The organism is Cognatiyoonia sediminum (assembly GCF_900129845.1).
Taxonomy (GTDB): domain Bacteria; phylum Pseudomonadota; class Alphaproteobacteria; order Rhodobacterales; family Rhodobacteraceae; genus Cognatiyoonia; species Cognatiyoonia sediminum.
Window position 1 is genome coordinate 46,359 of record NZ_FQXB01000006.1, and the last position, 18,888, is coordinate 65,246.

Annotated in this window: 20 protein-coding genes; 5 read left to right on the top strand and 15 right to left on the bottom strand. The window is 54.5% G+C overall.

Features of this window, described 5'->3' with window-relative positions; genetic code table 11:
* Positions 1 to 3 precede the first annotated feature (3 nt).
* From nqrE to BUA85_RS14470, 5 genes are read right to left on the bottom strand one after another with little or no spacing between them, the layout of a single operon-like run.
* The gene (gene nqrE, locus BUA85_RS14450; RefSeq protein WP_072902319.1) at positions 4 to 612 is read right to left on the bottom strand and encodes an NADH:ubiquinone reductase (Na(+)-transporting) subunit E; all 609 of its coding nucleotides are present in this window, start codon (positions 610 to 612) and stop codon (positions 4 to 6) included.
* Entirely contained in the window at positions 612 to 1,265 is a 654-nt protein-coding gene (locus BUA85_RS14455) for an NADH:ubiquinone reductase (Na(+)-transporting) subunit D (protein WP_072902321.1), read from the bottom strand. The genes nqrE and BUA85_RS14455 overlap by 1 nt, the downstream gene beginning before the upstream one ends.
* Positions 1,265 to 2,080, bottom strand: a complete 816-nt coding sequence (locus BUA85_RS14460; RefSeq protein ID WP_072902323.1) for a Na(+)-translocating NADH-quinone reductase subunit C — start codon at positions 2,078 to 2,080, stop codon at positions 1,265 to 1,267. Before BUA85_RS14460 ends, BUA85_RS14455 begins: the two co-directional genes overlap by 1 nt.
* On the bottom strand, positions 2,073 to 3,272 hold the full coding sequence (locus BUA85_RS14465; protein ID WP_072902325.1) for an NADH:ubiquinone reductase (Na(+)-transporting) subunit B: 1,200 nt from the start codon (positions 3,270 to 3,272) through the stop codon (positions 2,073 to 2,075). Before BUA85_RS14465 ends, BUA85_RS14460 begins: the two co-directional genes overlap by 8 nt.
* Before the next feature lie 3 nt (positions 3,273 to 3,275).
* Positions 3,276 to 4,619, bottom strand: coding sequence for a Na(+)-translocating NADH-quinone reductase subunit A (locus BUA85_RS14470; RefSeq protein WP_072902326.1), 1,344 nt, complete (start codon positions 4,617 to 4,619; stop codon positions 3,276 to 3,278).
* A 171-nt stretch (positions 4,620 to 4,790) separates the two neighbouring features.
* Here BUA85_RS14470 and BUA85_RS14475 point away from each other — a divergent pair, with 171 nt between their 5' ends.
* Both BUA85_RS14475 and nqrM read left to right on the top strand, forming a co-directional pair.
* Positions 4,791 to 5,819 carry an FAD:protein FMN transferase gene (locus BUA85_RS14475; RefSeq protein ID WP_072902535.1) on the top strand — a complete coding sequence of 343 codons (1,029 nt, stop codon included), beginning with the start codon at positions 4,791 to 4,793 and terminating at the stop codon, positions 5,817 to 5,819.
* 15 nt (positions 5,820 to 5,834) lie between these two features.
* Positions 5,835 to 6,077 carry a (Na+)-NQR maturation NqrM gene (nqrM, locus tag BUA85_RS14480; protein ID WP_072902328.1) on the top strand — a complete coding sequence of 81 codons (243 nt, stop codon included), beginning with the start codon at positions 5,835 to 5,837 and terminating at the stop codon, positions 6,075 to 6,077.
* 277 nt (positions 6,078 to 6,354) lie between these two features.
* Here the strand turns inward: nqrM and BUA85_RS14490 are convergent, their stop codons facing one another.
* The 3 genes from BUA85_RS14490 to trxB all read right to left on the bottom strand — a co-directional run bounded on the left by BUA85_RS14490 (position 6,355) and on the right by trxB (position 10,599).
* Complete coding sequence (locus BUA85_RS14490; protein WP_072902331.1) at positions 6,355 to 8,421, bottom strand: bifunctional sulfate adenylyltransferase/adenylylsulfate kinase; 2,067 nt, start codon at positions 8,419 to 8,421, stop codon at positions 6,355 to 6,357.
* Positions 8,422 to 8,553: 132 nt separating this feature from the next.
* Positions 8,554 to 9,558, bottom strand: a complete 1,005-nt coding sequence (locus BUA85_RS14495) for a Hint domain-containing protein (RefSeq protein WP_072902332.1) — start codon at positions 9,556 to 9,558, stop codon at positions 8,554 to 8,556.
* Between the two features lie 99 nt (positions 9,559 to 9,657).
* Positions 9,658 to 10,599, bottom strand: a complete 942-nt coding sequence (gene trxB / locus BUA85_RS14500; protein WP_072902536.1) for a thioredoxin-disulfide reductase — start codon at positions 10,597 to 10,599, stop codon at positions 9,658 to 9,660.
* Positions 10,600 to 10,778: 179 nt separating this feature from the next.
* On the opposite strand from trxB, the gene BUA85_RS14505 reads away from it, so the two are divergent.
* The gene (locus BUA85_RS14505; RefSeq protein WP_072902538.1) at positions 10,779 to 11,279 is read left to right on the top strand and encodes an Lrp/AsnC family transcriptional regulator; all 501 of its coding nucleotides are present in this window, start codon (positions 10,779 to 10,781) and stop codon (positions 11,277 to 11,279) included.
* Here BUA85_RS14505 and BUA85_RS14510 read toward each other — a convergent pair.
* The 5 genes from BUA85_RS14510 to lgt all read right to left on the bottom strand — a co-directional run bounded on the left by BUA85_RS14510 (position 11,276) and on the right by lgt (position 15,536).
* Positions 11,276 to 12,073, bottom strand: coding sequence for a Hint domain-containing protein (locus tag BUA85_RS14510; RefSeq protein WP_072902334.1), 798 nt, complete (start codon positions 12,071 to 12,073; stop codon positions 11,276 to 11,278). The genes BUA85_RS14505 and BUA85_RS14510 overlap by 4 nt on opposite strands.
* Positions 12,074 to 12,377: 304 nt before the next feature.
* Entirely contained in the window at positions 12,378 to 12,566 is a 189-nt protein-coding gene (locus BUA85_RS14515) for a hypothetical protein (RefSeq protein ID WP_072902335.1), read from the bottom strand.
* Between the two features lie 275 nt (positions 12,567 to 12,841).
* Entirely contained in the window at positions 12,842 to 13,597 is a 756-nt protein-coding gene (gene pgeF, locus BUA85_RS14520; protein WP_072902337.1) for a peptidoglycan editing factor PgeF, read from the bottom strand.
* Positions 13,594 to 14,649 (bottom strand): class I SAM-dependent methyltransferase, encoded by a 1,056-nt coding sequence (locus BUA85_RS14525; RefSeq protein WP_072902339.1) that lies wholly within the window; start codon positions 14,647 to 14,649, stop codon positions 13,594 to 13,596. Before BUA85_RS14525 ends, pgeF begins: the two co-directional genes overlap by 4 nt.
* On the bottom strand, positions 14,646 to 15,536 hold the full coding sequence (lgt, locus tag BUA85_RS14530; protein ID WP_072902341.1) for a prolipoprotein diacylglyceryl transferase: 891 nt from the start codon (positions 15,534 to 15,536) through the stop codon (positions 14,646 to 14,648). Before lgt ends, BUA85_RS14525 begins: the two co-directional genes overlap by 4 nt.
* A 106-nt stretch (positions 15,537 to 15,642) precedes the next feature.
* On the opposite strand from lgt, the gene BUA85_RS14535 reads away from it, so the two are divergent.
* The gene (locus BUA85_RS14535; protein WP_072902539.1) at positions 15,643 to 15,888 is read left to right on the top strand and encodes an accessory factor UbiK family protein; all 246 of its coding nucleotides are present in this window, start codon (positions 15,643 to 15,645) and stop codon (positions 15,886 to 15,888) included.
* On the opposite strand, the gene BUA85_RS14540 is transcribed toward BUA85_RS14535, so the two are convergent.
* On the bottom strand, positions 15,875 to 17,029 hold the full coding sequence (locus BUA85_RS14540; protein ID WP_072902342.1) for an MFS transporter: 1,155 nt from the start codon (positions 17,027 to 17,029) through the stop codon (positions 15,875 to 15,877). The two genes, BUA85_RS14535 and BUA85_RS14540, sit on opposite strands and share 14 nt — an antisense overlap.
* Positions 17,030 to 17,071: 42 nt before the next feature.
* On the bottom strand, positions 17,072 to 18,106 hold the full coding sequence (locus BUA85_RS14545) for a M42 family metallopeptidase (RefSeq protein WP_072902348.1): 1,035 nt from the start codon (positions 18,104 to 18,106) through the stop codon (positions 17,072 to 17,074).
* 261 nt (positions 18,107 to 18,367) lie between these two features.
* On the opposite strand from BUA85_RS14545, the gene BUA85_RS14550 reads away from it, so the two are divergent.
* The gene (locus BUA85_RS14550; protein WP_072902350.1) at positions 18,368 to 18,871 is read left to right on the top strand and encodes a type III secretion system chaperone family protein; all 504 of its coding nucleotides are present in this window, start codon (positions 18,368 to 18,370) and stop codon (positions 18,869 to 18,871) included.
* The last annotated feature ends 17 nt before the right edge of the window (positions 18,872 to 18,888 follow it).

The following is an 18,888-nucleotide window of genomic DNA, read 5'->3' on the forward strand; positions in this document are numbered from 1 at the left end:
CTCTTACAGTTTCACGCCAGAGAAGGACATGAACGCCATGGCCATCAGGCCAGCGGTGATAAACGTAATGCCGAGGCCCTGAAGACCATCGGGAATGTCAGAATACTTCAGCTTTTCGCGCACTCCTGCCATCGCGGTGATCGCCAAGGCCCAGCCGAACCCAGACGACAGACCATAAGTGACGCTTTCGCCAAAATCATAGCCGCGCTCAACCATGAACAGCGACCCACCAAGGATCGCGCAGTTCACCGTAATCAGCGGTAGGAACACGCCCAAAGCGTTGTAGAGCGGAGGGAAGTATTTATCCAAAACCATCTCTAGGATCTGAACCAGCGCTGCGATCACCCCGATGTAGGAGATCAAGCCCAGGAAGGTCAGGTCAACATCAGGGAAACCAGCCCACGCCAAGGCACCTGGGGCCAGCAGATAGTTCAGGATCAGATTGTTTGCAGGCACAGTGATCGCCTGCACAATCATCACCGAAATCCCCAACCCAATAGCGGTAGAGATTTTCTTGGATACAGCGATGAACGTACACATGCCCAAAAAGAAGGCCAGTGCGAGGTTCTCAACAAAGATCGCCTTTACGGCAAGGGCTAGATAACCTTCCATCAGTGCGCATCCACCGTTTGAATTTTGTATTCACGCTCTTCTACCTGAGCCGGTTTCCACGCGCGGAACGCCCAGATGATCAGCCCGATGATAAAGAACGCGGACGGCGGCAGAAGTAGCATTCCATTGGGCACGTACCAGCCACCGTTGTTGACAGTTTCAAAGATTGTGACGCCAAACAGGCTGCCAGAGCCAAAGAGCTCTCGGATAAAGCCGACCAACATCAGGATCAGCCCATAGCCCAACCCGTTTCCAACCCCATCGATAAAGCTATCAATTGGTGGGTTCTTCATCGCAAAGGCTTCGGCTCGACCCATCACGATACAGTTGGTGATGATCAGGCCAACGAAGACAGACAAGGTCTTCGAAATCTCAAACGCATAGGCTTTGAGGATTTGGTCCACCAAGATCACCAAAGACGCGATAATCACCATCTGCACGATGATCCGGATTGATCCCGGAATGTGGTTGCGAATGATCGAGATGAACATCGACGCAAAGGCCGTCACAAACGTCACCGCGATGGTCATGACCAAGGCCACTTGCATCGAAGAGGTCACCGCAAGCGCCGAACAAATGCCCAGAACTTGCAAGGTGATCGGGTTGTTGTCGACCAAGGGATCGACCAGCATTTCTCTACGCTTATGGGCCATTACACATTCCCCGCTTTGAGATTATCTAGGAAAAGACTAAACCCAGCTTCTCCCATCCAGAAATTAACAAGATTGTGTACACCATCACTTGTCAGCGTCGCGCCAGCAAGGGCATCAACATGATAGTCAGGGCCTGCAGGCGTCACTGCTTTGGATACATTGATCTGCAAGATCTCGTCTTCGTCTTCGAGCTTTTTGCCGTTCCATTGGGCTTTCCAGAGCGGATTGTCGACCTCCGCACCTAGCCCGGGCGTTTCGCCGTGCTCATAGAACTGCAAACCGTAGATATCGTTTCCGTTGTTCTCCAGCGCGATGTAGCCGTAGAGGGTCGACCACAGACCATAGCCGTAAATTGGCAAAACCACCTTATCGATTGATCCGGCCTCATCGCGCAGCAAATAAACCGTTACGAATTTGCTTTGGCGGCCAATACCTGCTGGATCGTCTTCCAATTCAACGGAAAGCTCCGGGTCATCAGCAGCAGCGCGGTCGTCGAACGTTGTTGCATCGAATGCGTCGGTAAATTCACCCGTCGCCAGTTCAAGTACATGTGGTTCAAAGGCTGCAAAGGCCTCAACCACGTCTTCTTCGGGGTCGTAAACACCAGCGACTTGCAAAATGTTGATCTGCTTGTCTTTGAGAGCGTTCACTTCTTGCAGCGGACGCAAGGCAACCGCAGCCGCCGATACGACCATCGATGCCACAAGGCAAACGGCGACCGCCACAAAGATGGTCTTGGAAATGGAGTCTGCGGGTTGTGCTAGGAAGCGACCGATTGGGCCCTTGGAGGCATCTTGCTGTTGTTCGTCAGACATGACGCTTAGCCCTCCGCTTGATGTTGGCCTGAACGACAAAGTAGTCGATAAGCGGCGCAAATACGTTTCCGAACAAGATCGCAAGCATCATGCCCTCAGGGAAGGCGGGGTTAATCACACGGATCATCACAACCATGAAACCGATCAACGCACCGTAGATGTAACGGCCCAAATTCGTGTGCGATCCGGACACAGGCTCGGTCACCATAAAAACCAGCCCAAAGGCATATCCGCCCAGCACAAGGTGCCAATACCACGGCATCGCGAACATCGGATTGGTGTCAGACCCAATCCAATTCAATAGAAGAGAGAAACCAATCATCCCACCAAGACACCCGACCACCATGCGGTAGTTGGCGATCTTGGTCATCAGTAGGAATGCCAATCCAAGAAGCGCTGCAACAGTTGACGTCTCGCCAAGTGACCCCGGAATAAACCCAAGGAAACTGTCCCACCACGTGATCCCATGTGCCGCAAGTTCTTGAACGCCATCTGCAGCAGTAACGGCAAGCGCGGTTGCACCCGTGAACCCGTCCACTGGAACCCAAACACTGTCACCAGACAATTGCGCAGGATAGGCAAAATAAAGGAACGCGCGGCCGGTCAGTGCAGGGTTCAGGAAGTTTTTGCCCGTACCACCAAAGACTTCTTTCCCGATGATCACGCCAAAGATGATGCCTAATGCAACCTGCCAAAGCGGCGTCGTTGCAGGCAAAATCAAGGTGTAAAGCATCGAAGTGACAAGGAAACCTTCGTTGACTTCGTGCTTGCGTACAGTCGCAAAGATAACCTCACAGATACCACCCGCGACCAAAGTCGTGATGTAAATCGGCAGGAAATACATCAAACCGTGCATCATGTTCGCAAATGGGTTGGCAGGGTTAAAGCCGATGCGCAGGAACTCGATGATGGATGCCCGCCAACCCGAAGGTCCGAACTCCGCAATCGCGAGGTTCGTCTGATATCCCGTGTTATAGAGCGCCATCAGGATACAAGGGATCGTTGCTAGAACCACATAGGTCATGATCCGCTTCATATCGATGTAGCTGCGCGCATGAGGCGCGGCGGTGGTCACCGTCTTTGGCGTGAAGGCAAAGCTTTCCACCATTTCATAGAGCGGGAAGTATTTCTCCCACTTACCACCTTTTTCGAAGTGCGGCTCGATCCGGTCAAAGAAGTTACGCAGGCCCATCGCTTAGCCCTCCTTCTCGATCTTGGTCAGGCAGTCGCGCAGCGCCATGCCGTATTCATATTTTGCAGGGCAGGCAAAGCCGACCAATCCGAGGTCTTCTTCATCCAGCTCTAAAGCCCCCAACAATTGCGCCTGATCCGTGTCCATCACCAGAAGCGCACGAAGCAATTGCGTCGGCAGAAAATCTTGCGGCATCAGCCCTTCAAACGTTCCCAAAGGCACCATCGCCCGACGTCCACCGTTCAGATTGGAGGTCAACGGAAACAGTTTCTTCGAAAAGGCGGAGCCCAAAACAGGTTGCGCTGCATATTTGGACGGCATCGCACGGACCCATCCAAGCGGAATTTGCTTTTTGTCTTCTTCAATAAGCGTGATCTGCCGTGCGTATCGGCCCAAGTAGGCGGCATCGCCCTCGGCGGCGCGTCCGCTGAGAACGGAGCCTGATATCATTCGGATCGGAGTGTCTGTTGGCACATCTTGCGCCACCAGATCAGTGACCGACGCCCCAGCGACCGTCCGCACCAACCGTGGATCTTTGCACATCGGCCCGCCGAGGCTGACAATGCACGACGCATCATAGGTTCCGGTCAAAATCAATCGGCCAATTACGATCACATCTTGATAACCGATGGTCCAAACAAACTTCTCAGCCAGCGGCGGTTCAAGGAAATGCATATGCGTGCCAGCAAGGCCTGCTGGATGCGGGCCCGCAAAGCCAACAGCTTCCACCCCTTCGACTTCATGACCTGGCAGGGTGGTATCGTTGCCTTGGCAAAGGTATGTCTTGCCTTCGGTCAGCATCGAAACGGTTTCCAATCCCTTCGCAAAGGCTTCGGCATTTTCGTTAATCGCAAGGCTTGGATCAGCGGCCAAAGGCTCCGTATCCAGCGCTGTCACATAAATCGCGACCGGCGTGCTATCAGGTGCGGGTACTTTAGAATAAGGGCGCGTCCGGAAAGATGTCCAAACACCTGCCGCGCACAAACGCTCGACAAGTCCATCGCGCGTCGACGCATCTCCGACAGATGAGAAATCCAACGGTTTGGCCGGTTTCTGATCAACGTCGATCACCACGCTAACCAACTTACGTCTCGCCCCACGGTTTACCGCGCGGACCCGACCGGACACAGGCGAAACCACCTTAGCCTCCGGCATGTTCTTGTCAAAGAAAACGGGAGAGCCTGCGACGACTTGATCACCTTCCGAAACCACCACCCGGGGTTTTAGATCGATGTAGTCATCTCCCAAAACTGCGACGCTTGAGACGGGTTCGGACGGGCCCACTTCTTGTCGTGGCGCGCCAGTAATTGGTAAGTCCAAGCCTTTGCGGAGCGTAAATTGCTTCACGATTCAAACCTCGGTTTGCGTTTGTCGTCGGCGTACTATTCCCTTATGGAGGTGGGCGAAACCTCCTTTTACTCTCTGCTAGTGTTTTTTTCAGAAATGTCCATAAAACACTTGAAGAACGCGCGAAGATTCGACTACCAGACGCCAGATTTTCGAAAGAAAGGGCACGTTGTGAGTACTCCCATCACTTTCACTCGCCGTACATTCCTTGTTATGCCTTTGGCCCTTGCCGCCTGTAACCCGCGCGCGCAAGTCATGGAATTCCTTGGGCTTTCTATGGGGACATCCTACAAGGTTGTGGCTATCGACCACAATGGATCGCTTGAACGCCAACCGATTGAGGCTGCAATTTCTTCTGCCCTGGCTGATGTGAATGCATCCATGTCCAACTGGGATTCGGGCTCAGAAATTTCCCGCTTCAACGCGCAATCTGGCACTTCAGAGGTCAATTTCTCACCCGATCTCGCAGAAGTGATGTCCGCTGCGGCTGACGTAAACGCAGTCAGCGCTGGCCGTTTTGACACGACCATTGGCCCGCTGATCGAGCTTTGGGGCTTCGGTGCAAATGGTGAAAAATCCGTGCCGACCGATGCACTCCTCCAGCAAGCAATGGCCCGCTCTGGTCATGAAAACACACTTCATATCGATAACGGCTCAGCGCAGAAGAAACGCTCTGACGCGCAGGTCTATTTGGCTGGCATCGGCAAGGGATTTGGTGCTGACAAAGTCGGCCGTGCGCTCGAAAGCTTTGGAATCACTGACTATTTGGTCGAAATTGGTGGCGATCTCTATGCCGCCGGTCGCAACCCTGACGGACTGCCGTGGCAGATCGGCATCGAGACACCGAACCCAACCAACCGCGGTATTCTAAACGTCGTTGGAGTCTCCAATATGGGCATGGCATCATCCGGCGACTACCGAAACTACTTCGAAGTTGACGGTCAGCGCTTTTCGCATCTGATCGACCCAACAACCGGTCGCCCCGTCGATCATACAACGGCCTCTGCGACGGTTCTGGCAGAAAATGCGATGTTGGCAGATGCATGGTCCACGGCAATGCTTATATTGGGTCGCGAACAGGGCATCGCCATTGCTGATCGGCAAGGCATTGCCGTGCAGTTTGTTGAACGCGATCCGGCGGCAGCGAACCTGCAGTTCAAGACCGAAACCAGCGCGGCCTTTGATCAATTGACCGCGTAACCCGCAAGGATTGCCATGGCCACCTTTGCCCTGACCTTCTCCATCCTCCTCTTAGTCATGCTCGGCATGGCTGTGGGCGTGATATTCATGGACAAGCGGATCAAGGGCAGCTGCGGAGGTCTGAATGCCATCGGTGAAGGCAACGAATGCCTTGTCTGCAATAAAGAGATCGATCCAGATTCACCGCTGCGCGAACGGCTGCAATGCCCGCGTGCACGTAAGATGCTCGAACGCGCAGGTTTGGACGCAGACGCTTAACTCACGTCCAGCGGAACAAAACCCAAGGTTAGCAGTCCTGCAGCGGCGATGCAGCCGTATACCCAATATTGGTATCGCGGTCCCTCAGCCTTCCAAACGCGCCGGTATTGAAACCCGCAAAAGCAGGTTATCACAAAGATCGTCGTGGCAAGGGTAGGGGTAAGCGTCAGGTGATCCATGCGATGTCCCTACTGCAGCCGCCCACAAAACGCCATTCCATTTCAACGACAAAGCCCGACACGATGTGCCGGGCTTTTCTTTTGCTTGGTTCAGGCTCTTAGGCTGTGATCAGCCCCATGCTTTCCAGCTTCAGAATGACCTGATGCGCGCAGTTGTCGACTTCGACATTCTCTGTCTCAACGCTCAGCTCAGGGTTTTCAGGCACATCATAAGGGTCTGAAATCCCTGTAAACTCTTTGATCTTCCCCTCACGGGCGAGCTTGTAGAGCCCCTTGCGATCCCGACGCTCACATTCCTCGATGGACGTTGCAACATGCACCTCAACAAAGGCACCAAAGGCTTCAATATCTTCGCGCACAGCCCGACGGGTCGTAGCATAAGGCGCAATCGGCGCACAAATCGCGATCCCGCCGTTCTTGGTGATCTCGGATGCGACATAGCCGATCCGACGAATGTTCAGATCGCGGTGCTCTTTCGAAAATCCAAGCTCAGACGACAAGTTCTTCCGCACAATATCGCCATCCAGCAATGTGACCGGACGCCCGCCCATCTCCATCAGTTTCACCATCAAAGCATTGGCAATGGTGGATTTGCCGGAGCCAGAGAAACCGGTGAAGAACACAGTAAACCCTTGCTTCGCACGTGGCGGGCGAGACTTCCGCAGTTCTTCCACCACCTGCGGGAAGCTGAACCATTCGGGAATTTCCAAACCTTCGGCCAACCGGCGGCGCAATTCCGTACCAGAGATATTCAGGATCGTGACACTGTCCTTATCCTTGATCTCATCGGCAGGTTCATATTGGGCGCGCTCTTGCACATACACCATGTGCTTAAAGTCGACCATTTCGATGCCGATTTCCTCCTGATGTTCACGGAACAAATCCTGCGCATCATAGGGGCCATAGAAATCCTCACCGGCAGAGTTCTTGCCCGGTCCAGCATGATCGCGGCCCACGATGAAATGCGTGCAGCCGTGGTTCTTGCGGATTAACCCGTGCCAAACCGCTTCGCGAGGACCAGCCATACGCATCGCCAGATTCAAAAGGCTCATCGAGGTGGTGGACGCAGGATACTGATCCAAAACCGCCTCATAACAGCGCACACGGGTGAAGTGATCAATATCGCCGGGTTTCGTCATGCCGACAACAGGGTGGATCAAAAGGTTCGCCTGCGCTTCTTTCGCTGCGCGGAACGTGAGCTCTTGGTGGGCGCGGTGCAAAGGGTTGCGGGTCTGGAACGCCACAACTTTGCGCCATCCAAGCTTGCGGAAATAGGCGCGCAATTCGTTCGGCGTGTCGCGACGGGCGCGGAAATCGTAGTGAACGGGCTGTTGAATACCGGTAATCGGCCCGCCTAAATAAATCTCGCCCGCTTGGTTGTGCAGATAGTTCACTGCAGGGTGGGCGCTGTCATCCGCGCCAAAAACCTTCTCGGCTTCATGGGATTTGTTCGGGGTCCAACGATCCGTCACCGTCATTGTGCCAAGGATCACGCCCTCTTGGTCACGCAACGCAATATCCTGACCTAGTTCAATGCTGTCGGCAAAGTCTTTGCTGACGTCCAGCGTGATCGGCATCGGCCACAACTCACCGGTTGTCAGGCGCATCGTGTCCACGACACTGTTGTAATCCACTTCCGTGAGGAACCCTTTCAGTGGGTTGAACCCACCGTTCATCAGCAATTCAAGGTCGCAAATCTGGCGCGGCGTCAGATCATGGCTGACAAGGTCTGCAGCGTCCATCTTCATTTTCTGGGCGCTGTCGTAAGAGACATAAAGCTCTGGAATAGGGGCAAGATTGTCTTGCATCAGGGTTGTCCTTTGGTTGGGGGGCACATAACCGCTACTTACGCCGGTCAATTCGGCATGCAGCGCATCATATTCTTGAAATTTACGGGCAAGGAAGCGATCGGTCAGGCGAAGACGCTCCGCCGCTCCCTTAGTTGTCAGAACGTAAGCGTCACGCTTGCGCTTGTCGGCGCTGTCGCTTTTGCCAACTTTGATGTAGCCATCAGAAATCGCAGTTTTCAGCAAAGTATTGAACCGACCAAGCGAGATAGCTATGGCGGCAGCCGACGCGCGTTGCGACGCTTCGGGGGCAATGTTCACTTGCCGAAGCAGACGAAAAAGCGTCTCTTCCTCATCAGTGATCAGATCTGGTGCCACGTCAAAACTCAAATTTTGTTCAATGTTGAACGCATTAAACTAAAAAATATGTTCAGAAAAGAACAAACTTTGGTTGTTTTGATGAAAATCCGCGTCTGACCAGGTTTTCGCAACATTAAACTGCGAAGTTAGCTATTTGGCGGCACCCACCGATGGCGCTACCGCCGGTTCGTAAGGTGATAGACTATCGCGAACGACATCAACCTCATAAGACTTCAGAACCGGCAGAGCCGTTTCCAACTTGGTGAAGGGCACACCCGAACGGCTTTTGGACAGCCTTTGCAACGTCGCGAGCGTCCAACGGGGCAGCATCTCAACTGTTGCATCCCCCAAGAACAGCGTTTCCACCCAAAGGTCGGACGATGAGATCAAGTCATGCTGATCAAGCAGGATATGATGATAGGTGACCGTACGGATATCCTCATCAATCGTTATTTTTTTATTTTCCACCAATGACTTAGCACTTGCAAAAACATCGGCATTCCCAAAGTAAACCTGACACATTTCGGAGGTTACCGCCACGCGGTGCTGCGGAGAGAGCCTTACTGTTTTGGACGGACGACCAGGACCAAGGGCGTCTGCCTCAAATTCAATGGGGCGGAGGTGCGGTTTTTGTGTAAGCGCGTCCGAATCCAAACGCCTGCGTCCGATCCATGTGATTGGTTTCGGTAGGCCGCTGGCCGTCAGCACCAAATCACCAACCTCCAGCGCCTCCACTGGCTTGGGGCCGTTTGGCGTGTCAATGAGGGTGCCGTCGGCAAAACAAACGTAATCCGGCAAATCCTCCAAAGGATCAGGAGGGGCAGGGATAATACTATTGTTGGTGTTCTCAATAGTCTCACCGACATCCACCGCCCCTTCGGTCAAGATCATGTACGGGGTGAACTGCCACTGGACCAACGTAAAGGTGACCGGCACACCGCCAACGTCCCCAGAATAGGTCTCGAATACTTGGAAGTTCGTGGAGTCCCCAATAAAAAATGGAATACCGCTGACGTCTAATTGCGGACCGGTCGCATCGTTTCCTTCTAGATTTGGGTCATCGTCGATCACATCAACAGTGAATGACCCGGTAACGGTCACGTCCGTCGCCCCTAACGGGTCCGCATTGAGAGAATAAATTATGACGGTGGGCATTTGATCATCCAGTATTCGCAGTCTCTCACCGACAAGTTAGATTATCCTTAACAGAACAATCCCAACCCGCAAAGCGACTACAACTGGAGATGATCAGGCCTATTCGTTCTCAGCGAGGAACTTCTCAGCATCCAAAGCCGCCATACAACCCATTCCCGCCGAGGTGACCGCCTGCCGATAGATGTGATCGGTCAGATCGCCAGCCGCAAACACCCCGGGAATGGCCGTTCTTGTAGAACCAGTTTCCACCTTCACATAGCCTCCCATATGGGTTTCCAATTGGTCTTTCACCAGCTCCGAAGCTGGAGCATGACCGATCGCAACAAACACGCCCTTGCACGGGATTTCTGTGATCTCACCGGTCTTGGTGTGTTTGACCTTCACGCCTTCCACGCCCAGCGGGCTGTCAGCGCCAATCACTTCATCAACCTCATGGAACCAAAGTGGCTCGATCTTTTCGTTCTTGAATAAACGATCCTGCAGGATCTTCTCCGCCCGCAATTCGTCGCGGCGATGGATCAATGTCACCTTGGAAGCAAAGTTCGTCAGGAACAGCGCCTCTTCCACGGCCGTATTCCCGCCACCAACAACGACAATCTCCTGCCCGCGATAAAAGAACCCGTCGCAGGTCGCACAAGCGGAAACACCAAACCCTTTGAACGTCTCTTCAGAAGGCAGTCCCAGCCACTTTGCTCGCGCACCGGTGCACAAAATCACGGCATCCGCCGTATATGCGGTCCCACTATCGGATTGCGCGGTGAACGGTCGGTTTTGCAAATCAAGACTGGTGATAATGTCGCCAATGATCTCGCATCCCATGGCGCGCGCATGGGCTTCCATCCGCACCATCAGGTCAGGCCCTTGCACCTCTGTATCGCCAGGCCAGTTTTCAACTTCGGTCGTGGTCGTCAATTGCCCGCCGGGCTCAATCCCCTGCACCAAAATCGGTTCCAACATCGCACGAGAGGCATAAACACCAGCGGAATATCCAGCTGGGCCGGAGCCGATGATCAGTACTTTGGTATGGCGGGTTTCGGACATTGGGGCAGCCTTGTTTTTGGAGTGTGCTAACCCGATATAATGGCCCAACAAAACAGAGGGAAGCCCCGCCAAAGACTTCTCTTGAACATTCAATAGAGATATGATCTTGCGCAATATTGAAATATTATTGCGCACTCGCTCAGATCAGCGTATCATTCGACAAAATCCAGGGGGACGCCATGCCAGGCACTAAACTAGACGACATCGATCGTATGATTCTTGCTGAATTGCAGGCGGATGGTCGGATGACGAATGTTGAATTGGCCAAACGCGTTGGGATTTCCGCGCCTCCCTGTCTGCGTCGTGTGCGCACACTGGAAGAGCAAGGGTTCGTACGCGGTTATCATGCCAACGTAGACCCGCGCGAACTGGGTTTTGAAGTGCAGGTCTTCGCAATGGTCGGTCTGGTCAGTCAGGCTGAAGCGGATTTGTCCGCTTTCGAAGAGCTGTGCCAAGGTTGGCCGCTGGTTCGAGAATGTCACATGCTCAACGGCGAAGTGGATTTTATCCTGAAATGCGTGGCGCCCGACCTACGCACCTTCCAACGTTTCCTAACCGAAGAACTCACCAGTGCGGACAACGTCGCATCGGTGAAGACATCGCTTGTTATCCGAGGGGCGAAAGACGAACCCGGCGTGCCATTTGATGTGCTTGAAGAGCGCCTCGCGAAAGAGGCCTAAATCGTCTCGAAGATATCCAAGTCTTTCAACCGCAAGCGCGGATGGATCATGGAGCCAAAATCACCGAACGCGATCTTGTGTGGGAACAGCGACATAAGCAGCTGCTGATACTCCGGCAACAGGTTCAACGTGTGCAACGCGCCGGGATGCAGGCTCTCGACTTCAATCCCATTCACCGACACACGCTCGTGCTGCTCAAAACCGATCTGATACACATTGACCGGCGATGCTGGCGTGAGTGAGATGAATTGTGACTGATCGACAAAATCCGCAGCAGGAATGAAGGCTGCATCTGATCCTGTCAGGGTCCGAATACCTGTTGTCTTATGCAGAATACGCGCAGCGGGCCCCAGCACCAAATCAGGCGTCGGGCGACCCAAGCCAAAAGAGTCAGCCGGAATCCGCGTCATACTGCAACTCTCTGGCCGCATGTTTTCGTAATTTGGAACAAGCGTCATCGACCCCTTCCAAAGAAGGGTCTGCAACCCGCTTGAGGACGTCATGACTTGATCACCCGGCAAAAGGTCTTCCACAGCCGTGGGGCCAAGCGCTGTTTGAAGGATCGCCCCGCGTCCAAGTACACCAAAGCAATCTTCAAATGCTTTTACCGCCGGTGCCAAACGCGTGACGTATTCAATTTCGTTGGAGGAGTTCAGATGGGCGATCTCATAGCGGCGCATCAGAGGCCGTGAGCGCACAGATCGCCCATCTTGACTAGCATACCGATCCGTTTGGACCGATGAGGAATAATTTTCCGTCGCGAGGCCTGCGACGGTGGAGAGGGTCGTGTCCATGTGGCGCACCTTTCGGTTTGTCACAAAAGCCGGCCCCCACCGGCAACTTCTGAGGAGCGTTGCTGTTGATACGAAAATGGCAAAAACGGGTTAACAGAGTCAAAATTTGCCCGACTTCAGCGTGGAGTAGAGACCAATCGACCCCTCGGCGCGGTCATTGTTTACGTCACGAGATCAAGGCTGCCACATTTGCTGAGAATCGGCATCGCTTGCGACCAGAATCAAAAAAGCCCGGTCGCGATGGACCGGGCAAAGTGCGTTGCCCTGAGGCAGGCAAACGAGGGAATTCGGGGAATCTGGGAGATTAAGCGCTGACAGCTTCCATCATCCAGGATGGTATCGGGGCCAATGACACACAAATTTCGCGACCTTCAGCGTCCGTCCGGCGAGAGATAAACGCTTTGCGCCGCGCGCCACGTTCCCATGGCATTTGCACATCGCACTCAGCGGCGGCTTTGATTGTGTTTTCGATCCAGCGCTTCTTCGTTTTCATCAGGCTGCTCCATCCTCAATGTTGGTGCCGTATTTGTTTCGGCGTTGAGAACAATCTGATCTCCAGTTTTGGCATCAGTTGGGCAGCGACGATTTTTTTTCGAAACTTTTTTTCGCGAATTGCCAAAGCACCCGTTTTTCCGTGTCGGCATTGCGCGAAGCCCTTATAAACAAGGGCCTACGGGCCGGAACGGAAACAAAAAAGCAGATTCAAAGTTCATTGTTTCGGAAATTGAGGCAATCCTACGGCGGCCTTTCGCCCCAATCCTGCCCAGATCAAAGGGTGATGACCGAAATCAACCGTCCGTAATCCGCTTCCTTCTGATGCACCGATCTGCGGTAGCTATAGAACCGCTCAGGGTCGCTATACGTACAGTGCCGCGTCCAGCTTGTTTGTGTGACGCCTGCCTCCCGCAGCTTCGCTAAACCAAAGGCGGGCAAATCAAACTGCATCCGGTCGCCAGCCCCTTGCGCAAAGAAACGGGCAGCGCTTTCGTCCTCATCAACGAACGCGTCAAAAAACTCTGGTCCCACCTCATAGGCGCGTTGGCTGATGCTTGGGCCAATTACAGCGACTATGTTTTTAACGCGCGCACCCAATTCAACCATGGCGTCAACTGTGTTTTCTAAGACGCCATCTTTTGCGCCTTTCCACCCTGCATGGGCCGCACCAATCACACCGGCCTCTTGGTCAGCGAATAGAACTGGCTGGCAATCCGCCGTCAAAATCGAAAGCGCGACCCCTTTTGTCGCCGTCACAATAGCGTCGGCTTTAGGTTTTTCGGCGCTTGGTCCATCCACCACAATCACGTCAGCTGAATGGACTTGATGCACACCCCGCAACCCATCGCTCTCAACACCCATCGCCTCGGCCACGCGCTGTCGGTTGATCGCAACGATCCCGTCTTGATCCTGACTGCCCGTACCGCAGTTCAGCCCCTCATAAATCCCCGAAGACGCCCCGCCCGCACGTGTAAAGAACCCGTGGCGGACTCCGCTCAAACTGTCGTCGGTGATGATCTCTAGCGTCATGGGGTCAAACCAGCCGGGGGCGGCGCCCCGTTAGGATAAAGTCCGATTACCTTAAAAAGGTGGCCCATTTCGTCGGGATGGGTCAAGCGGCGATGGGCGGCGATATGCTCTTTCAGCGCATCCCCCGATAAACTCTGCGCGAGCCTCTGCGCTCGCTGCGTGATCCCCAGCCGCTCCAAAAACACGCCTTGGTCTGTCATCTCAGTCACAGCAGAGGGCACGGCCGCGGCGATGGCGGCGAAATCCACATGCGCCGTCAGGTCCGCCTGACCCGGCTCGGCCAGAGGGTCAACCTTCTGATGATATTTCACCGCTTGGAATGTATCCCCCCGTGCATCCCATCCCCCATAGTCGATGATCAACGCCGCACCGCCGTTTCGCGCGATCAAATCGCCCACAACATGTGCAATGCCCGGCAAAGCTCCACAGGTCTCTATCATGTCGCCGACGGCCGTGCTTTCCAACTTCTCATCAAGCATCGCAATTGGAGCTGCAGCGGAAAGGCCAAACACCAACTCTTCGTCTTCCAACCCAATCATCCGCTCTGACCAGCCACCCTCCGCACGGATAAACTGGCGAATGGGCAAAGCATCAAAGAACTCATTCGCCACCAAAAATAACGGCTGATCTGGAAGGCTTTCAACGCTGTCATGGAACATCGCACCGCCGACCGTGACTGATTGAGCTGCGCGCAGGGTAGGCGACACCTCAACCAAATGAACCTCCGCCGCCTCCGTAAATCCCGGAACGCCGCGCGCCGCGCGCAGTATATCCGCCATCAACGTCCCGCGCCCCGGCCCCAGCTCGGCCAGCGTAAAAGGCGAGGGTTGCCCCTGATCCATCCAAACTTGCGCAAGGCACAAGCCCACCATCTCCCCAAACATCTGGCTGATCTCTGGCGCAGTCGTGAAATCACCCGCCCTCCCCAGCGGATCGCGGGTGGTGTAATAGCCATGGGTCGGGTGCATTAGACACTCAGCCATATACTCAGCCACGGTAACCGGTCCAAACCGCGCAATGCGGGCCTTTAATTCATCCGCAAGCGCGGTCATTGCGCGCGGCGCCGTGCCGTGATGATCAATGCCAACCCGATCAGGATCATCGGCGTCGACAGGATCTGCCCCATGGTCAGGCCCCATTCGCCAAAGTCCAGCGCCCAGCCAAGCGGGTTATCCGGCCCGCGAAACTGTGCGTCAGGCTGGCGCACGAATTCCACAAGGAACCGCGCCGTGCCGTAGACAAAGAAGAAGACGCCGGTCATCAGCCACGGCATTTTGAACGCCCTCCGCCGGAACGCGAGGTAGAAGAGCAGGGCGCCCAACAATAACCCTTCCAAAGCCGCTTCATAAAGCTGTGACGGGTGCCGTGCACATAGGATGTCCACGACCTCTGGACAGTCCTGCGCTGCCGCGCTGGGGAAAATCACGCCCCAAGGCACGTCTGTCGGCCGTCCCCACAACTCGCCATTGATGAAATTCGCACAGCGTACCAGCAGGATCGCCGGTGTCGCGGCAAGCGCGATGACATCCGACAATTGCGGCAAAGGAACCGATTTACGGCGACTAAACAGCGTCACGGCGATGATCACACCCAGAAAGCCACCGTGAAACGACAGGCCGCCCGTCCATATCATGAGAATTTCCAAAGGGTTCTGAATAAAATGCGCCGGATCGTAAATCAGAACGTAGCCCAACCGCCCGCCAGCAATCACGCCAATCACGATATATGTCAGCAAATCCTCTAGATAGGATTTGTCCATCGGCGGCGTGTCATTTGGCCACAGCTGCGGTCGTTTCAACGTCGCGGCAATCAAAAACCACCCTAGCGCGATGCCTACAATATAAGACAATGCGTACCATCTCAGGGCCAAATTGAAGCCAAACAGCTCAATCGAGAAGATTTCGGGGCTGATATTCGGAAAGGAAATTGCGCCTAACATGGCGCTATTCCTGTGGCGCAAGGGCGGCGAAGTCAACAGGCCCTGTTGCAGCTTTCTAGGCTTGGCCCCATATAGAGGTCAGAACAGCAAATTCTGGAGGTTCACAATGAACCAGCGCAGCAAAATTTTTGATGACCTAAGCCAGTTGATGACCAACGCTATGGGCGTGGCCCAAGGGGCTAAGGACGAAGCGAATACAGCGATGAAATCCATGATGGATCGTTGGATGGCTGACCGTGATTTTGTCACCCGCGAAGAATTTGATGCCGTCCGTGCCATGGCCCAAAAAGCGCGCGAAGAAAACGCAGCCCTCTTGGCGCGGATTGAAGCGCTGGAAGCTAAGAAGAAGTAGCCTCATCCGCTGGGCGCATCTGCCGCCCGAGCAAGATCAGGATGCCTGCGATGGCCGCCATCGCGGCCGAGGCGACGTAGGAATACGCGCCATAATGGCCAACAAGCCAGCCAAACAGCATCATACCCAACGATGACAAGACAAGCTCAAAGTTGACGATCAAGCTTTGCGCTTGTGCTGCGTTGTCTTCGCTCACGTTGTCGGCGACATAGTTTGTGATGGCGAGAAAGGCAGAAGCGTAGGTGACTGCGTGTAGCGTTTGCAGCCCGATCAACGCGGGAACCTCCGGGGATGTTGCCATTGCCAACCAGCGAAAGATCGAAGCGGCCACACCGATCAGAAGCAAGGTGATTGGCGGGAACCGTTTGGCGACATGTGCAAAGGCAAAGAACATCGCGGTCTCAGCCGCCGCACCAAGCGCGATGAGCAAGCCAATAGTTTCGGTCGATACGCCCTGACGCGCCCACAACAGCCCTTGGAAGGAGTTGAGGATCAAGTGAGGCGTATCTAAGAGCGCATAGCCGATAATCGGAAGCAGAAACCACGCCTTCATGAGCGACCTTAAATTCCCCGCCGACCTAGATGCATGTACTGCTTCGGGGGCGCGCATCTTTGGCAAAAAGAGGGACGCCAGTCCCCGCAACAAACCCAGCCCGATGAACAAAGGCAGAAACACCTCCACACCCCGATCTCGCAATGCAAAACCGGCAAAGATGATCACCAAAAGATAGCCAAGCGTAGAAAGCCCGCGAAACGCGCCAAAGTTCAGGCCTTCCCGACGCGCCATCCTCAAACCAGCGGCATCAGTGACCGGCAATGCCGTACGCTGGGCAATGCTCCCAACGCTCCAGAAAAAGAGGATGCCGAGGAAGCCTGTGACATAGATCAAACCCACTGGCGCAAGGGCCGAGATGATGGCGCAAAAGATGATGACCTGTCGCCAATCGCTCGCCCGATCCGCAATGCGCCCGACGAAGACAACGATCAGCAAGACGATGATGTTTGGAATAGCGCTCAAGGCACCAATCTGAACCGAGGATAGCCCTTGGGTGTCAAACCAAATCCCCGCAAATGCGTTGACCATGCCAACACTCATGAACTGCACAAAAAAGTACAGTTGAACCCTCAAGGCTGGGGTCATGGAAGCTCGACCTTTTGACGGATCGAACTGGCGTCTAAGCGATTACGCAAAGTCTTCCAAATAGGCGACGAGGATATTAAGCGCGGCCTGAAGATCGGTCTTATCAATCATCTCGGTCACAGTATGCACATAGCGCGTGCCCACAACGATCCCGACCGCCCGTGCACCGGATGCCGCTTGCTGTGCCGCCGCACCATCCTGACCACCCGCGGCAAGGATTGTGCGTTGGTATGGAATGCCTTTGGTGTCCGCCAGCTTCGCGATGTCGCGCACCAGCCCCTTATCCGCAATGAAAGAACTATCCCGAATATGAAGGCCAAACCCTTGCCCCTGAACTGTCGTTGAATCCTTTTCCGGCACACCCGGCGTGTCACACGACAGCGTCACATCAATCCCGATCCCGATATCCGGTTTCACCTTAAAGGCTGAGGTCCGCGCACCGCGCAATCCGACCTCTTCCTGCGTGGTGAACACAACATGGACCTCCGCCCCACGTCCCGCGGAGCCAAGCGCCTTTATCGTCTCGACGCCCAACCAACAGGCGATCCGGTTATCGAGCGCTTTGGAGACAACTTTTTCATCCAGATCGAGAAACGGTTCATCCATGACCACATAATCACCAACATGCACCACGTCCTTGGCGCGCTCTCCCATGCCAAGATCAATGATGAACTCGGTCACGGCCGGAATTTTCTTGCGCTCTTCCGGCGTGGAAATATGCACCGGCTTGCCGCCGGGGTTCATGACACCCTTGAAATCGCCATCATCGGTGCACACCAAAACGCGGCGCGAAAACAGGTTGCGCGCATCAAATCCACCTACCGGCTGCACATAGACAAAACCTTTCGCGTCCACATGGCTGACCAGAAAGCCAATCTCATCCATGTGGCACAGCAACATAACCTTCGGCGCACCGTCTCTATCGGCCTTGCGCACACAATGGAGAGAGCCCATCGGATCGGTGGTGACTTCATCAAACAGATCAGCAATTTCACACATTATCACTTCGCGCACCCGCTCCTCATGGCCGGGCACGCCGGGGGTTTCGCAAAGGCGTTTGAGCAGGTCGATGTTCATGGGAAGGCTCCTGAAAATGAATGCCATAATCTTGTGAGGACACGCAGCAGAGTGCAACCGCACAATCGATCACTATTAAAAGGTTATTCCCATGAAACTTTCATGAAATTTCACTTATCCCCAAGAAATAGCTTTACAGATGCCCCTCCTTGCGCCCACCATATGTCGTAGGGGATGGATAATAAAAATACTTTCCCTTGAGCAGGCACATAGCGCTGGGGCGCTGCCACGCCCCCACCGCAAAACAGGCGAGGCGACGCAATGGCACTTTCCGAGCAGTATCTTGACGCAGATGAAATTCACCCAATTGATATGGTTGAACATGTGGCCGAACACCACGCATGGGAGTTTGACCGTATCCATGATGATCAGATTGCAATGGCCGTCCAGGGCCAGTGGCGAACCTATTCGATCACACTCGCATGGTCGAACTACGACGAAACGCTCCGACTGATCTGCACCTATGAAATGGAACCGCCCGAAGACAAGATGCCCGCAATTTTCGAGACGTTGAACCTGATCAACGATCAATGCTGGGCAGGGGCTTTCACATGGTGGGCCGAACAGCAAATGATGGTCTATCGCTACGGGCTTGTACTGGCGGGCGATCAATCGGCAGGGCCTGACCAAGTCGACACGATGATCAATGCAGCCGTCGCCAGCTGCGAGCGCTACTATCCCGCGCTGCAACTGGTCACATGGGCCGACCGGTCACCAGCCGAAGCCCTAAACGTCGCGATTGGCGAGGCCTACGGGCGGGCTTAAAACTTAGCCGCAACCTT

Coding starts and splice junctions, on each gene's coding strand:
- nqrE (WP_072902319.1), bottom strand. CDS start 612: ATGGAAGGTTATCTAGCCCTTGCCGTAAAGGCGATCTTTGTTGAGAAC.
- BUA85_RS14455 (WP_072902321.1), bottom strand. CDS start 1,265: ATGGCCCATAAGCGTAGAGAAATGCTGGTCGATCCCTTGGTCGACAAC.
- BUA85_RS14460 (WP_072902323.1), bottom strand. CDS start 2,080: ATGTCTGACGAACAACAGCAAGATGCCTCCAAGGGCCCAATCGGTCGC.
- BUA85_RS14465 (WP_072902325.1), bottom strand. CDS start 3,272: ATGGGCCTGCGTAACTTCTTTGACCGGATCGAGCCGCACTTCGAAAAA.
- nqrM (WP_072902328.1), top strand. CDS start 5,835: ATGGCCACCTTTGCCCTGACCTTCTCCATCCTCCTCTTAGTCATGCTC.
- BUA85_RS14495 (WP_072902332.1), bottom strand. CDS start 9,558: ATGCCCACCGTCATAATTTATTCTCTCAATGCGGACCCGTTAGGGGCG.
- trxB (WP_072902536.1), bottom strand. CDS start 10,599: ATGTCCGAAACCCGCCATACCAAAGTACTGATCATCGGCTCCGGCCCA.
- BUA85_RS14505 (WP_072902538.1), top strand. CDS start 10,779: ATGCCAGGCACTAAACTAGACGACATCGATCGTATGATTCTTGCTGAA.
- BUA85_RS14510 (WP_072902334.1), bottom strand. CDS start 12,073: ATGGACACGACCCTCTCCACCGTCGCAGGCCTCGCGACGGAAAATTAT.
- BUA85_RS14515 (WP_072902335.1), bottom strand. CDS start 12,566: ATGAAAACGAAGAAGCGCTGGATCGAAAACACAATCAAAGCCGCCGCT.
- pgeF (WP_072902337.1), bottom strand. CDS start 13,597: ATGACGCTAGAGATCATCACCGACGACAGTTTGAGCGGAGTCCGCCAC.
- BUA85_RS14525 (WP_072902339.1), bottom strand. CDS start 14,649: ATGACCGCGCTTGCGGATGAATTAAAGGCCCGCATTGCGCGGTTTGGA.
- lgt (WP_072902341.1), bottom strand. CDS start 15,536: ATGTTAGGCGCAATTTCCTTTCCGAATATCAGCCCCGAAATCTTCTCG.
- BUA85_RS14535 (WP_072902539.1), top strand. CDS start 15,643: ATGAACCAGCGCAGCAAAATTTTTGATGACCTAAGCCAGTTGATGACC.
- BUA85_RS14540 (WP_072902342.1), bottom strand. CDS start 17,029: ATGACCCCAGCCTTGAGGGTTCAACTGTACTTTTTTGTGCAGTTCATG.
- BUA85_RS14545 (WP_072902348.1), bottom strand. CDS start 18,106: ATGAACATCGACCTGCTCAAACGCCTTTGCGAAACCCCCGGCGTGCCC.
- BUA85_RS14550 (WP_072902350.1), top strand. CDS start 18,368: ATGGCACTTTCCGAGCAGTATCTTGACGCAGATGAAATTCACCCAATT.